Here is a 14,421-nt window from a genome sequence, read left to right on the forward strand (position 1 = left end):
GGGAATAAAGATGACCGACACACCCGCTATTGGCATGAATCTCGCTGGCGTGAACTATTACAGCAACCAGTTCCCGTTCCTCGATCGCTTCAAGACGATCGGTAACTGGACGGTACGCGATAGTAAATATACCCCGATGGGCGCTCCGCCGATGGACGCCAACGGATATCCGAATGCAATACCCTCGGGTGGTGCACACATGTACGCTATGATCGAGCTGGACCCGGCATCGCTTCCGATGCCCGATGTCTACGTTTTGCGCTATAAGGGCGAGGCAAATTTTTCGATTTCCTCCAGCCAAATTATCAGTCAAAAACCTGGCGAAATCACTTTCCGATATAGCGGAACCAGCCAGGCGCAGCTGACCATCAACGCTATCAATTCGGCAAACCCACCTACCAGCATTCAGATCGTCCGTCAGGATCAACTGGCGATGTTCGATGCTGGCGAAATCTTCAATCCAGCTTTTGTCGAAAAGATCGATCCGTTCTCGACGCTGCGCTTTATGGACTGGAGCGGTACCAACGATTCCAAGGTAACGGGTTGGGACACGCGCAGGACGCTGGATAGTGCGTCCTGGTCAGGCAACGTGCCCATCGAAGTGATGGTTGCGCTTGCAAACAAGACCAAGAACAACATGTGGCTGAACATTCCGGCGCAGGCAGACGACGATTACGTCAAAAAAACGCTGCAATATGTTCATGACAACCTCGATCCGTCGCTGCAGGTCAAGGTCGAGTATTCGAACGAAGTCTGGAACTGGCAGTTTTCGCAAGCGCATTATGCGCTGGAGATGGGCAACAAGCTGTTTGGCAAGGATGTCAACGGCGATGGCGTCGTCGATGCCAAGAATCCCGCCGAGCATGTCGGGGACGGGTACACGCAGTTCTACGGTTATCGTTCAGCCCAGATCGCGACGATCGCGAAGGCGATATTCGCGGATGCACCGAGCCGTCAGGAAAGCGTTCTGTCGACCCAGACCGCATGGCTTGGACTCGAAGGCGGTATCCTGAAGGGCGTCGCGCGGGTCGGCGATGTCTCCAAGCTGTTCGACGACTATGCGGTCACGACGTATTTTGATCTGGACAAGGTCAGCGAAGCCGATTTGTTGTCGTGGGCAAGAGCCGGCGAAGCTGGACTTGTTTCGGGGATCGAAGCGTTCAAGGCATCGCTGGCGCGCGTCCAGGCTCAAAGCGTGTATCAGGCGGCCGTCGCGAAGAAGTTGGGGTTGGAGCTGGTAGCCTATGAAGGCGGCGTCAGCACGACGTCGTTTCGTTATTCTTCGGCGGCCCAGCCGGAGATCCAGGCATTCTTGGAGAAGATCAGCACCGATCCGCGCATGGCGGACTTGTACAAGCAGATGGCGGAAGGCTTTGCCGCTGCCGGCGGCACCGAAATCAACGCGTTCAACAACGTCGGCTGGCCGTCGAAGTGGGGCGAGTGGGGTGCGTTGACCAGTACCTACGATACCGGCAGCGTCAAGTATGACGCGCTGATCGCGCTGGCCAAGGCGGGGAACGTCGCACCGGTCAAGGAAGATACGGTCTTCTCGAAGGACCGGTTGGATGCTGCAACCACGCTCAACCAATATGCGATGGATGCGACCACGCGGAACCTTGGCTTCGCCGGGACCGGAGCGTTCATCGGAACGGGCAATGCGCTCGACAATGTGATCGTCGGCGGCAACGGCAAGAACACGCTCAGCGGCGGCGCCGGCCAGGACCGGTTGATCGGTGGTAGCAGCGACGATTATCTCGACGGTGGCACGGGCGCCGACACGATGATCGGCGGCGCGGGCAACGATGTCTATATCGTCGACGACGCAGGCGATGTCGTCACCGAACTTGCCGACGGCGGGGTCGATGAGGTGCGCACCACGCTCGGCACTTACGCGCTGGGCGATAACGTCGAGAACCTGACCTATGCCGGCGCCGCTGCGTTCACGGGCACGGGCAATGCGCTCGACAACGTCATCACCGGCGGGGCGTACGGCAACACCTTGTCGGGTGGCGCGGGGAACGACACGCTGATCGGCGGAGCGGGGAAGGATGTGCTCGACGGAGGGGAAGGTGATGACTTTCTCGACGGTAAAGGAGGCGCGGACACGATGCGCGGCGGGGCTGGCAACGACACCTATGTCGTCGACACTGCGGGCGACCTCGTCACCGAACTCGCCAACGAAGGGATCGACGAGGTTCGCACCACGCTCGGCAGTTACACGCTCGGGGCCAATCTCGAGAACCTCACCTATCTCGGCAGCACCGCCTTCATCGGTACGGGCAATGCGCTCGACAACGTCATCACCGGTGGGGCTGGCAACGACACGCTGTCGGGTGGCGCGGGGAATGACCGGCTGCTCGGCGGTGCCGGTAACGACACGCTGCTCGGCGGCGACGGCAACGACTATCTCGATGGCGGGGCAGGGGCCGACAGCATGAACGGTGGTGCCGGCGACGACACCTATGTCGTCGATAACTACGCCGACCAGGTGATCGAGCTTGCCAACGGCGGGAACGACACGGTCAACACCACGCTGTCGATGTACATGCTGTCCACCAACGTCGAGAACCTGCGGTATCTGGGGTCGTCCAACTTCATCGGCATGGGCACCGCGAGCGCCAACGTCATGACGGGTGGTTCGGGCAACGACTATCTGTGGGGCGGTGCTGGGAACGACACGCTGTACGGCAACGCCGGGGACGACGTGCTCGACGGCGGCATCGGTGCGGACACGATGTACGGCGGCGCGGGGAACGACACCTATACGGTCGACGACGTCAACGACAAGGTGATCGAACTTCCCGGGGAAGGGACCAATGACGTGGTTCGCGCGACCGTCAGTTACACGCTGTCCGACAATGTCGAAACGCTGTGGCTGGACGGCAATGCGGCGATCAACGGGACGGGCAACGCCGGGAATAACACGATCACTGGCAACAATGCCGCGAACATCCTGCGTGGCGGTGGCGGCAATGACACCCTGCGCGGGGGTGGTGGCAACGATACGCTGTACGGCGGCACCGGGGACGACCAGCTGTTCGGCGATGCCGGCAACGACATCCTGTACGGCGGCGGCGGCAAGGACTTGCTCGACGGTGGCGCCGGCGCGGACATCTATCGCTTCCTCCCGGGCGACCTCGGCAAGACGGTCGCAACTTCGGCGACGGTAGTGCTGGGCGCAGGGCAGGGCGACAAGATCGACCTCAGCGCGATCGATGCGAACAGCGCCACGACGACGCGGGACGCGTTCCGCTTCGTCGGCACCGCGGACTTCACCAAGAAGGCAGGCGAGCTGCGCGTGCAGGCGAGCGGCAGCGACTGGACCGTGTCCGCCGACACCAATGGCGACGGTGTCGCCGACATGGTGCTGACCGTGAAGTCGACCAGCGGCATCCTGGCGAACGACTTCGTGTTCTGATGGCGGATCCGCGCCGGGGGTGGATCACCCCCGGCGCGGATCTGCTACGTCAGACCCTTGCGTTCCGTTTCCGGTCGCGTTGCCAGCGCAAAGCGATCCGGAAAATCTTCGGCCCCTCGACCAGATAGCGTCGACCCAGCCGCCGCGGGCTTCCCGCGAGCCGCCAGAACCATTCCATCCCCGCCCGCTGGACGATCCGTGGTGCGCGCACCTGCGCTCCGACGATGAAATCGACCGCCGCGCCGATGCAGAAGGCCGTTCCCTTGACCGTTCCCGCCGCCGCCATTTCGGACGCCAGGATCTCCTGCTGCGGCGCGCCGACCGCGAGCAGCGTGAAGCGCGCGTTCGCCGCGGCGGCCGCGTCCACTGCCGCCTTCCGTGCGGCGGCGTTGCGGCGCAACCCCATCGGTGGTTCGTGATGGATGATCGTGATGCGCGGATATTGCGCGCGCAACTGCGCGACCAACGGCGCGCTTGCGCCGACGATGCAGAGCCGGTCGCCATCCTTCAGCACCGAACCGAACAGCGCGACGATCAGGTCGCTCCCTGGCACGACGGTCAGAGCGATCCCGTACAGCTTCGCAAGCCGCGCCAGTACGCGGCTGTCGTTGAGGCACAACAATCCGCCCTGATAGACCGGGCGCAGTTCGGGCTGCGCATCAATCTGGACCATATGGTCGACGTTGGGGGTGACGACATAGCCGAAGCGATCGTCCGCCCGTCGCGTGTCAAGGAAGGCGATGACCTCGGCGGCCTCTGCCGTATCAAAATCGAGGCCGAGGAAGTTGGTCCTGGGAAACCGGTTTTGCCCGGCAGAGTCCTGCGCGGGCGGTTGTCGCGTCGACGTCACGGCAATATTTCCCCCGCTGATGAACGGCGCTCCCGGTGCCAGCTTGGCGACCCCGGCGTCAAGCGCCCAGCATCATGCGGTTGACAAGCAGGGGCCGCGTGGGGCTAGCCCGAAGGATGGATCGAATCATGCCGCCTTTGACGGACCCGCGCCCGGAGTTGCGCGGCGAGACGCAGGGCGCGCAGGTCGGCGTCGTGATGATCGGCCGCAATGAGGGCGAGCGGCTGCGGCGCTGCATCGCCTCGACCAGCGGGACCGCCGCGCGCGTCTATGTCGATTCGGGATCGACCGACGACAGCGTGGCGTGGGCGCGGTCGCAGGGCGTGGCGGTCGTCGAGCTCGCGGTTCCGCCCAAGTTCACCGCCGCCCGCGCGCGCAATGCCGGGCTTGAGCGGCTACTGCAGGACCATTCGGGACTCGTCTATGTCCAGATGGTCGACGGCGACTGCGAACTCGCGCCGGGTTGGCTCGATGCCGCGCGCGATGCGCTGGAGCGCGACCCTGGACTCGCGCTGGTGTTCGGACGGCGTCGCGAGCGTTTTCCCGAGCGATCGATCTACAACGCATTCTGCGACGACGAATGGAACGTCCCCGTCGGCGAAGCCGCGGCGGGGGGTGGCGACGTGATGGTCCGGGTCGACGCGCTGACCGCGATCCATGGCTATGACGCGGAAATGATCGCGGGCGAGGATCCCGACATGTCGGTTCGCCTGCGCAAGACCGGGTGGCGGCTGTACCGGATCGATCATGCTATGACGATCCACGACGCTGCGATCCTGCGGTTCGGGCAATGGTGGCGCCGGACCGAGCGCGCTGGCCATGCCTTCGGCGAGCTCGCGGACCGGCATCCCGGCTTGCGCGAGCCGGACTGGCGGCGGCAGTGTCGCAGCATCGTGCTGTGGGGCGGAATCCTGCCCGCGCTGGTGATGGTGATGGTGCTGTTCGCGATCGTGTTCGGACCCGTCTGGCTGCTGCCCGCTTTGGCGTTCGCAGCGGTGTGGCCGTTGCAGGCGCTGCGGATCGCTGCCAAGCGCCGCGCAACGCTGCCGCCGCGTCAGGCGTTCTTGACGGGTGTGTTCCTGATGATCGGAAAATTTGCCGAGATGATCGGACTTGCCCGCTTCCAGATCGGTCGGCTCACCGGGCGCCGGTCCGACCTGATCGAATATAACAGCGGCTCCGCGCGCGGATGAGCGGCCCGACATCGCTATGGGCGCAAATCCGCGAGGATTGGGTGGCGCATGGACGCGACTGGACTCGTCCAGGCTTCCGCGCGGTCGCGATCCATCGTTTCGGCGTGTGGCGAATGGGGGTGCGCCCCAAGCCGCTGCGCATTCCGTTCAGCCTGTTGTACCGCCTGATGTTCCGCCGCTGCCGCAACGGCTACGGCATTGAGTTACCGTATTCGGTCGTGCTGGGGCGTCGCGTCGTGATCGAGCATCAGGGCGGGATCGTGATCCACGGCAATAGTGTGATCGGTGACGATTGCATCATCCGGCAGAATTGTACGCTTGGCATCCGCCGTATGGACGCCCCCGCCGACGCGCCGATCCTCGGATCGGGAGTCGACGTGGGGGCGGGCGCGGTGATCCTCGGCGCAGTGCGGATTGGCGATCGTGCGGCGATCGGCGCGAATGCGGTGGTGCTGGCGGACATTCCCGCTGGCGCGGTCGCGGTCGGCATTCCCGCGAAGATTATCAGCACGAGGGAAATCCGATGATCGACGCCGCCGCTGCGACCAGGGTCGCCGTCATCATTGTCAATTACCGGACGCCGGACCTCGCGCTGGCGGCGGCACGCGCGCTGATGCCCGACCGGGCGGATAATCCGGGGTTGCGCGTCGTCATCGTCGATGGTGGTTCGGGCGACACCTCCGCTGAAGCAATCCGCGCGGGCGTGGCCGATCCCGCCTTGTCGGATTGGGTCGAGCTGCTCGCGCTGCCGATCAACGGCGGGTTCGGCTGGGCAAACAACCAGGCGATCCAGCGCCTGTCGCAATCGGTCGATGCGCCCGACTATTTTCACGTGCTCAATCCCGACACCGAGGTCGAACCGGGCGCAGTGACGACATTGCGCAAGGTGCTCGACAACCATCCCCGCTGCGCTGCGGTGGGTAGCTTGCTGCTCAACGCGGACGGCAGCGAATCCGGCTCCGCCTTCGGCAACATGTCGCCGCTGCGCGAACTTGTCCGCGGGTCGCGGGTCAATGCGCTTGGCCGTATGCTCGGGGTCAAGCCGATGCTGGTGACCGAGCCGGGCGAGGCGGATTGGGTGACCGGTGCGAGCACGATGTTCCGCGGATCCGCGCTCAAGCAGGCCGGATTGTTCGACACGGGCTTCTTCCTCTATTTCGAGGAAGTCGAGCTGATGTTCCGGCTAGTCAAAGCAGGCTGGACGATCCGGCACGAACCCGCCAGCCGCGTTCGCCACATCGGCGGCGCGTCGACCGGGGTCAATTACGAGCGCAAGGCCGCAAAGACCTTGCCGCCGCTACCGCGCTATTGGTACGAAGCCCGCCGCCGCATGTATGCGCGCACGCACGGACGAACCGGGGCGATGCTGGCGAACGGGTTCTGGGTTGCGGGGCACGGCCTGTATCTGGTGAGACGCGCGGTCGGGCTGGGTGGCAGCCATCTGCCCGTCGCGAACGAAGCGCGCGACCTGTTGCGGCACGGGATGCTGCCCAGCAAAGCCGATCTGCAACCGCATGTCGCGCGTTGGGACGATCCAATCGATCAGCCGCCTGCATGGATGGCGAAGCCGGGCGCCTGACCTGCCGATCCGCGACGGAAAGGAGCCTTTCTTCTCTCCGATCGCTTTTCTCTTCTATCGCTTCCCCGGCGAAGGCCGGGGCCCAGTAGCGCAACAGAAGATTGCGAGAAGCTGCGCGTCGTTATCTCGGCCATCACGACTGGGCCCCGGCCTTCGCCGGGGAAGCGTAGTGTGCGGTTAAGGATCGATCCGTTCGGTCCGCGTCCACGCCACGCGCTGCCGCCCCGTCAACAACCGCGCGTACATCGCGAGCTTCCAAACCAGATAGCGCGGCAGCCGGACCGCGGCATCACGGTGCAAATGCATCCGCCCTTCGCCGGCCCACGCCAGCACCACGACCGCGCCGAGCAGCCCCAGCAGGACCACCGCCACGATCAGCGGCACAAGCGAAACCCCGAGCAACGCCGCCACGGCCAGCAGCAGCGTGATCGCCACGTTCGCCGCGAGCAGCATCGACAGCGGCGGGACGCATAGGTGCACCCCCATCCAGAACCGCGCCCAGTTGCCGCGCGCGATCCCCGATCCGAGCAGCCCCAGCCCGTGCCGCCGTGCCATCGCGAGGAACCCGCCTTCCCAGCGCGCGCGCTGCGTGCTCGACCCGTCGTCGCTGCTGCAATCGGAACGGACCGTCGCCCCGTCGAAATATCCAGCCGGCTGACCGAGCTCGATCAGTCCGATCCCGATCGCGAGATCCTCGACGACGTTCCCGGTCGCCAGATCGAGCGCGGCGTACGGTGCCCAGGGGAACGCCATACCCGACCCGGTAAGGATCGCCGCGCCGCCAAGCCGCTGGATCCCACGCTGACGAATGCGGTTCTTCACGAAGAACGCGAAGTTCGAAATCTGCACGACCGGCGGTGCCGACGGGGCGGGGCGGAACAGATAGGCCGCCTGCGCCGCACGACCGGTTGCCATTACCGTGTCGGTCAGACGGGCAAGGCCCGCCGGATCAATTTCGCAATCCGCATCCACCACGACGACAACGTCGGGCGGGGACGCCGCGATATGGTCGCGACCGAAGGCGAGGGCATAGCCCTTGCCGCGACGGACCGCGTCCTGTCGCTCGATCACTTCCAGGCCCATGCCGCGCGCCACTGCAGCGGTCGCGTCGCTGCAATTGTCAGCGATGAGAACGACACGGGTGGACGCGCTTTGCAACCGAACCAGCCCGGCACCCGACGCGGCGAGCGTACGTTCCTCATTATGCGCAGGGACCAGCACCACGACCTGCTTGTCGCGGGCCGGGGGCGGGGGGCTGCGGTCGGGGCGCAGCCCGAGACCGGTTTCCAGCAGGAACGCCCCGTCGATCAGTGCGATCGGCGCCAGCGCAAGCCCTGCGATCAGGTCGAACGGTCCCATCACCCGATTTCCCGCTGGAAAGCGAACGCTCGATCTTTGTCGATCCGATTGGCAATGCGCACGACCGTCCCCCGTTGCCGACGTCCCGATCCGATACCGGCCTCAGCCGGCGGACTCAGGAGTAATAAGCGTCGTAATAGCGTTGCGTGCCGTAACCGAAGCCATAATCGTCGCCGCCGATCCCACCCTTGTAGCGGTTGAGCACGGTGCCCATGCACGGCGCCGGACGCAGGATCTCGAGCGTGTCCTTGACCTGACGGGCGGTCGTCTTGCCCTCCTCGACGATCATCAGATACGCGTCGATCTCGCGCAGGACGATCGCGGCATCGTCGTTGGCGAAGGCGGGCGGCAGATCGCAGATGCAGATCACGTCGTCGGGCAGCTTGCGCATTGCCGAAACGAGCGTGCGCAACCGTTCGCCTGCGAGTAGCTCGGCCGAGCTGTGGTCGGTCGGGAAGGACGGGAACACGGTCAGTCCGGTGCCGGCAATCTCGCGCGAGGCGGCATCAAGCGAGTCGACTTCGCCCGCAAGGAAGGTGTTGATGCCGACGCCCTCGGGGATCTCGAAGATTTCCGCGATCGACCCGCGCCGCAAATCGAGGTCGAACAGCAGCGTGTGCGTCCCCGGAATGCGCGACAGCGATGCCGCAAGGTTAGCCGCCATGAACGACTTGCCGACACGCGGCGTCGCCGAGGTGATGCCAATCACCTTCCACTGGTTGGCGCGCATGATCTTGACGATCTGCGACCGAAGCAGGTTGAATGGACGGGACCGGCGATCACGGCTGTTGAAGCCGAACACGCCCCGGCGAGGGGAATCGAACTGGTCAATCGGGTCGGCGATGCTGTCGGGGGACAGCACCAGATCCGGCGCGGGACCGTCGGTGGTCGAGGAGTTCCAGGAACGCGACATTAGGATACCTTAGATCGAAGAGGTAAGGCGCTGGTTAAGCTGCGGCCTTGGGGGAACTCGAGCGACGGCGTGCCTTCTTCTTCGAGATCACCGGAATGACCGCGAGCGGGGGAACCCCGGTGAGCCGCGTCAGCGTACCCACGCTCCGGATCGGGCTTGCAATCAGCTCGAACAGCAATGCCAGACCGATACCCGCGGCAAGCCCGCCGAAGATGCCGCCGAGGATCAGCATCGGCCGGTTGGGCTGGGTGGGCGTATCCGGCGTGACGGGGGGGTCGATCAGCGTCAGGCGTTCGCCGCGCTGCTCGTCCGAGATCTTCACGACCGACCGTGCGTTAAGCAGGTTGGTCTGGATCCGCCCGAGATTGGCGCGCAGGACGTCCGCACGCGACTGCAACTGCGCGACCTGTTGCGCGATCACCGGCCCGCGGGCCTGTGCCGCCGCCATCGTCGTCGCGCGGCTCTCCGTCATCGCCTTGGCGTTGCGCAACTGCGCGATCGCGCTGTTGTTCGCGGCCATCTGGCGTTGCACGACCGACGAAACGCTGTTGGTCTGGAACGCCGAAGCGGTCGACTTCGCTGCCGCCAGACGACTCTCGGCGAGCTTCACGTCGGGGTGATCGTCCGAAAACTGCGCGCGCGCTGCTGCCAGTTGCGCCTCGGCGGCGATGACGTTGGGGTCGCGACCGACCGCGGGCTTGCCCATCTGCGCCTGCAGCTCGGCGTTCTGCCGCTGGAGGTTGGCGATCTGGCCTTCAAAGTCGCTACCGGCGCCCATCACGCTCACGCCGATGTTCGATGCCGCGAGCGCCGCGCCATTCTGGCCGGTGATGCGGTTGATCTGCGTCTCGATCCCGTTGACCTGCGCTTGGAGATTGGCCTCCTGGTCCTCGAGGAAGCGCGCGTTGGTCTGCGCCTCCGCCTGAGTTTGCGACGCATCGAGCTTCAGCAGGCGGTCGACGAAGGTCTGCGCGACCAGCTGCGCCTGCGGCGCGGTCGGATAGTCGAACGTCAGCGAGAAGGCGATCGACCCGGCGTTGCCGCCTCGGTTGACGTCCGCATTGATCGCGTTGATTGCGGTCGCGTCGCGCATCCGGTCGACCAGCTTGGAAAGCGGTTCGTTGCGCGCCGACGCGTCATACAGGTTGTTCGCCTGGATCAAGCCAACGAGATCGGGACGGCTGAGAATCTGTTGCCGGATCTTCGCCATGCGGCGGTCGATCACCGTGTCGCCGGGGCCCGATGCCGCAGTGTCGCTCGGCAGGTTCTGCGATTCGACCAGCAACGTCGCGCTCGACCGATACGAACGCGGGAGCAGGAAGGCCGCCGCAATCCCGGCGATGCTCAGGATCACGAACGGGACGATGATCAGCCAGCGCCGTTCCCACAGGATGACGGGGAGGCTGCCGATGAAATTGGAGGAAGTATCCGATTCCTGGCTCTGTGCCAGATCGAGTTCGTCGTTCATCGAATATCCCCGAGGCGCACTGCGACACCGATCAATCCGCCAAAGTCGCTTGGCCGTCTGGTGCTGGTGCCGATGACATTGCCACCAATAAAGCTGCCACCGAAAATCTTACGGTAGTTGACCGAGCTGATCAAGCGCAGGCGCTGACGCAGCTGACGGTCGTAACCGATCGTAGCGCGCAGATATTCGTTGCTCAGCGCAACTGGCGTTACGATCCCGCCGACCCCGCTCGGCGTGCTGTTCTTGCTATAGTCTGCCGACGCATTGATGTTGCTGCGTTCGGTAATGCGGTACGCATAGCTGCCGCCGACCGAGGTCGACACCTGCGTACCGATCGCCCCCGTCGGCAGTACCGCGCGATTGGCGTTGATGCAGTAATTAACGCGGATGCCGCGGCGGCACATCGCCAGGCTGCCGGAGAGCGCCGCGGTGGAACCACCGATCTCGCGGTTGATGAACGACACGCCGAGCGCGCCGTTCAGCGTCCAATATTCGTTGATCCGCGCGGTCGTCGTCGCCTGAACCGAATAGACCGTCGTGTCGCCGCCGACCATTTCATAGTCGTACTTCGCGGCGGACCCCTGAAGGCCGCCCTGGACATAGCCCGTGATCTGGCGGCTGTAGCCGACCGTCCCGCCGTACCCGGTATAATCCCCAAGGGCGGACGCGATCACGCCGGTGCTGCCGGAATTGGAGAACTTCGAATTGATGACGAACGCGCTGCCCGTGACGACGTCACGCGCCGACAGCGTGGCGGACACGTCGCCGCCCCCGTTGATCGTGCGACGGCGTGCGCCGAGGCCGAACAAGCCGATATCGGTCCCGGTGTTGACCGGAAGCATGTTGATCGGGTCGACCGGCGCCGGTCCGATGTCGGTCGACGGAACCGTCCCCGGCTGCTGGACGGTGGCGAACCGGTTGGCGAGATCGTTGGTCGAGCCGATCAGCGAGCTCTGGACGCTCGCGTTCAGATGCCCGCGGACATATTCCGCAGGCACGAAATTATAGTCGACGCCGCCGGAGTAATTGTCCGACCGGTTGTACCGGTTGAAATACTGCTGGACGTTTGCATCGGCGCTGATCGTCAACGCGCTGCGTTCGCGCAGGATTCGCAGCTGCGGCCGGATATCGACCTGTACGAATCCTGCACCCGTATCGGATCCTATCGTCGCGAAGGGATTGTTCGAATAACCGAGCGAGCTCGACACGTCCGCGCTTAACCGCGTTTCGGTGGTTTGCGCGAACGCGGGAGCCGCCAGGGTTACCGCGCACAGCGCGAGACAGGAACGTGTCTTCACGGTACGATCACCGTGTCGCCGCTTTCCAGCTGCGGCAGGCCGGCCAGATCGCGCCCGCTCGGGTTGCCCTTCAGGATGTCGGTCAGGCGAACCTTGATGACGTTGAGCCCGGTTCCCGACTTGCGCAGGATCGCGACGTTGCCGACGTCGGCGAAGTCGGCGGGGCCGCCCGCCATGACCAGCGCCTCGAGCACGTTGACGTAACGGCCGGCAGTGAAGGCACCGGCTGCCTTCACCTTGCCCGCGACGCTGAACTGCAAGCCCATCGGCGATTTGACCGAGACCGTAACCTGCGGGACGGTGTCGCGATATTGCGAACGCAGTCCCTTGGACACGAGCGTCTCGATATCCGCGGGCAGCTTGCCCAGCGCATCGATCTGCCCAACCAGCGGGAAGGAGAAGGTGCCGTCCGGCAGGACCTTGACGATCCGCTGGAGGCGTTCTTCACCCCATACGTAGATCTCGATCTCGTCGCCCGGGTTGATCCGATACGCGCGCAGCTGTGCCGGCGCATTGGGTGCGGATTGTGCCACGGTCGGGACCGCGAGCGCCAAAAGTCCCACCGCCGCACAATGGCGTGCGGCTCGTACCGAAAAGATCATATGAATTTCCCTGTTGACCGGTTTTTTGGTTCCTAGCGCAACTGCAGTATGTCACGCTAGGTGAAAGCAGCCTTAACGCTGCGGATATTGGATCGTGTTGTCCTGTAGCCGTATCGGCCATCCCAGATGAAGACATTGACAATGCGCGTCGGCCCCCGGCACGGTCGGCTTGTCCCATCCTTACGCGCTATCGGATCGTTTCCCGCAATGAAGCCTTTGCCTGCACGGTTCGCAGCGGCCCTCGCCGCGTCGCTTCTTCTAGTCGGCGGGGTCAGCGGCTGTGCGTCGAAGGACACCCGCGCCGCGCAGGCCGCAGCGGAGGCCGAAGCCGCGTTGCAACAGGGCAATTTCGCGGTGGCGCGGCGCAACATCCAGACCGCGCTCGGCATTCGCGACGATGTCAGCGACTATTGGCTGACATCGGCGCACATCAGCCTGGCGACCAAGAACTTCGCCGGGGCGTTCGACGCCTATGAGAACGTCTATCAGCTCGATCGCGGCAACATCGAGGCGCTGCGGCAATTGTGCCAGCTCGGGCTCAACGTGCGCCAGCCCGACAAGGTCGATCGCTATGCGGACCAGTTGCTCGTCATCAACCTCAATGATCCATTGCCACTGACGATGAAGGGTGGTGCTGCGTTGCAACGCGGCGACTGGAAGAATGCGCTGGTGTTCGCGGATCGCGTGCTGGGGGCCAATGCCGCCGACGTCGGGGCGTTGATCCTGAAGGGCCAAGCGCTGGCCTATAAGGGCGACAATGCTGCCGCTGCGGCGTTGATCGAGGAATCGCTCAAGGCTCCTGGTGACGGCACCTCGCGCCTCGTGTTCCTGCGCGATCTCTATCAGAAGACCAGCAATGCCGACGGCTATCAGAAGACACTCGCGCGCCTCGCCAACGCCAATCCGTCCGATACGCAGATGCAGCTCGATTATGCGGACTGGTTGTACCAGACCGGGCGTCCCGACGGGGCCTTCGACTTCGTCCTGCCGGTATTGCGAAAGAACCCCAAGGACATCGCGCTTGCGTCGAAGATTCTCGAGATGTGGCTGGACGCGGGCCGCGATGCCCTGTCGACACAGCAGATCCTGCTTGGGGGGCAGGAGGATGCGATCGAGATAAAGGCCACGTTCGCGCAATTCGCCAACGAGATCGGTCAACCCGATCTCGCGCTTCGGGTGCTCGGCGATGCCGTGCCGACGGGTGAGCCCGACGCGGGCAATTCCAACGCAAAGGCCGCGCTGGCGTTTTCCGTGGGGTTGAAGGGCCGCGTTCAGGATGCATTGGCCCGTGTCCAGGATGTCCTCGACGTCGATCCGTCGCAGCCACGGGCGCTGCTGACCCGCGCGCGGCTGCGCGCGGCAATGCATGATTATGAGGGTGCCCTGTCGGATGGCAGGCAACTCGTGACCGACGACGTCACGAACATCACGGCGCGTCTCGCGCTGACCGATATTCTACTGGTGCAGAACCAGCCCGAACTGGCGGAAGCCAATTTGCGCGAAGCCTTGCGAGTCGCGCCTGCGTCAACGCGTGCTGCCGCGCGGCTGGCGAAGATGCTGGTCGCCCGCGGGCGGAGCGACGAAGCGTCGACCGTACTCCGCGACATGGCGCGTTCGGCGCAGATTAGCCCGCGGGCGCAAGCCGTGCTCGCGAGCTTCCATCTGTCCAGCGATCCGCTGCAACGTTGATGCGGCGGGGCTGACCGGACCGGGACCTTCGTTCGGAAGGCCCCGATCGCAA

The 14,421-nt window shown here is 64.5% G+C and carries 11 protein-coding genes; 5 read left to right on the forward strand and 6 right to left on the reverse strand.

The genetic code is table 11. The features are described 5' to 3' along the window. The first annotated feature begins 10 nt into the window (after positions 1 to 10). Complete coding sequence (locus tag AC3WJR_RS02050; protein WP_492721851.1) at positions 11 to 3,418, forward strand: calcium-binding protein; 3,408 nt, start codon at positions 11 to 13, stop codon at positions 3,416 to 3,418. Between the two features lie 49 nt (positions 3,419 to 3,467). On the opposite strand, the gene AC3WJR_RS02055 is transcribed toward AC3WJR_RS02050, so the two are convergent. After that, positions 3,468 to 4,268, reverse strand: a complete 801-nt coding sequence (locus AC3WJR_RS02055) for a WecB/TagA/CpsF family glycosyltransferase (protein WP_492721853.1) — start codon at positions 4,266 to 4,268, stop codon at positions 3,468 to 3,470. 128 nt (positions 4,269 to 4,396) lie between these two features. On the opposite strand from AC3WJR_RS02055, the gene AC3WJR_RS02060 reads away from it, so the two are divergent. The 3 genes from AC3WJR_RS02060 to AC3WJR_RS02070 are packed head-to-tail and all read left to right on the forward strand — an operon-like array spanning position 4,397 to position 7,040. Then, entirely contained in the window at positions 4,397 to 5,461 is a 1,065-nt protein-coding gene (locus tag AC3WJR_RS02060; RefSeq protein WP_492721855.1) for a glycosyltransferase family 2 protein, read from the forward strand. Then, positions 5,458 to 5,988, forward strand: coding sequence for a serine O-acetyltransferase (locus AC3WJR_RS02065; RefSeq protein WP_354279550.1), 531 nt, complete (start codon positions 5,458 to 5,460; stop codon positions 5,986 to 5,988). The genes AC3WJR_RS02060 and AC3WJR_RS02065 overlap by 4 nt, the downstream gene beginning before the upstream one ends. Next, entirely contained in the window at positions 5,985 to 7,040 is a 1,056-nt protein-coding gene (locus AC3WJR_RS02070; RefSeq protein WP_492721857.1) for a glycosyltransferase, read from the forward strand. The genes AC3WJR_RS02065 and AC3WJR_RS02070 overlap by 4 nt, the downstream gene beginning before the upstream one ends. 177 nt (positions 7,041 to 7,217) lie before the next feature. Here AC3WJR_RS02070 and AC3WJR_RS02075 read toward each other — a convergent pair whose 3' ends face one another. The 5 genes from AC3WJR_RS02075 to AC3WJR_RS02095 form a co-directional block, all read right to left on the reverse strand. After that, positions 7,218 to 8,399, reverse strand: coding sequence for a glycosyltransferase family 2 protein (locus tag AC3WJR_RS02075; protein WP_492721859.1), 1,182 nt, complete (start codon positions 8,397 to 8,399; stop codon positions 7,218 to 7,220). Between the two features lie 115 nt (positions 8,400 to 8,514). Then, complete coding sequence (locus tag AC3WJR_RS02080) at positions 8,515 to 9,312, reverse strand: CpsD/CapB family tyrosine-protein kinase (RefSeq protein WP_354279556.1); 798 nt, start codon at positions 9,310 to 9,312, stop codon at positions 8,515 to 8,517. A gap of 34 nt (positions 9,313 to 9,346) precedes the next feature. Continuing rightward, positions 9,347 to 10,780 (reverse strand): GumC family protein, encoded by a 1,434-nt coding sequence (locus tag AC3WJR_RS02085; RefSeq protein WP_354279558.1) that lies wholly within the window; start codon positions 10,778 to 10,780, stop codon positions 9,347 to 9,349. Then, positions 10,777 to 12,078, reverse strand: coding sequence for a hypothetical protein (locus tag AC3WJR_RS02090; RefSeq protein WP_492721862.1), 1,302 nt, complete (start codon positions 12,076 to 12,078; stop codon positions 10,777 to 10,779). The genes AC3WJR_RS02085 and AC3WJR_RS02090 overlap by 4 nt, the downstream gene beginning before the upstream one ends. Continuing rightward, entirely contained in the window at positions 12,075 to 12,680 is a 606-nt protein-coding gene (locus AC3WJR_RS02095) for a polysaccharide biosynthesis/export family protein (RefSeq protein ID WP_354279561.1), read from the reverse strand. Before AC3WJR_RS02095 ends, AC3WJR_RS02090 begins: the two co-directional genes overlap by 4 nt. Before the next feature lie 207 nt (positions 12,681 to 12,887). Between AC3WJR_RS02095 and AC3WJR_RS02100 the strand changes: the two genes are divergently transcribed. Next, positions 12,888 to 14,369 carry a tetratricopeptide repeat protein gene (locus AC3WJR_RS02100; protein ID WP_492721864.1) on the forward strand — a complete coding sequence of 494 codons (1,482 nt, stop codon included), beginning with the start codon at positions 12,888 to 12,890 and terminating at the stop codon, positions 14,367 to 14,369. The last annotated feature ends 52 nt before the right edge of the window (positions 14,370 to 14,421 follow it).

The organism is Sphingomonas sp. FW306-05-A, assembly GCF_058782275.1.

What these genes read in the sequence shown, in the direction of transcription:
- AC3WJR_RS02050 (WP_492721851.1), top strand. Translation starts at nt 11, where the DNA reads ATGACCGACACACCCGCTATTGGCATGAATCTCGCTGGCGTGAACTAT.
- AC3WJR_RS02060 (WP_492721855.1), top strand. Translation starts at nt 4,397, where the DNA reads ATGCCGCCTTTGACGGACCCGCGCCCGGAGTTGCGCGGCGAGACGCAG.
- AC3WJR_RS02065 (WP_354279550.1), top strand. Translation starts at nt 5,458, where the DNA reads ATGAGCGGCCCGACATCGCTATGGGCGCAAATCCGCGAGGATTGGGTG.
- AC3WJR_RS02070 (WP_492721857.1), top strand. Translation starts at nt 5,985, where the DNA reads ATGATCGACGCCGCCGCTGCGACCAGGGTCGCCGTCATCATTGTCAAT.
- AC3WJR_RS02075 (WP_492721859.1), bottom strand. Translation starts at nt 8,399, where the DNA reads ATGGGACCGTTCGACCTGATCGCAGGGCTTGCGCTGGCGCCGATCGCA.
- AC3WJR_RS02080 (WP_354279556.1), bottom strand. Translation starts at nt 9,312, where the DNA reads ATGTCGCGTTCCTGGAACTCCTCGACCACCGACGGTCCCGCGCCGGAT.
- AC3WJR_RS02085 (WP_354279558.1), bottom strand. Translation starts at nt 10,780, where the DNA reads ATGAACGACGAACTCGATCTGGCACAGAGCCAGGAATCGGATACTTCC.
- AC3WJR_RS02095 (WP_354279561.1), bottom strand. Translation starts at nt 12,680, where the DNA reads ATGATCTTTTCGGTACGAGCCGCACGCCATTGTGCGGCGGTGGGACTT.
- AC3WJR_RS02100 (WP_492721864.1), top strand. Translation starts at nt 12,888, where the DNA reads ATGAAGCCTTTGCCTGCACGGTTCGCAGCGGCCCTCGCCGCGTCGCTT.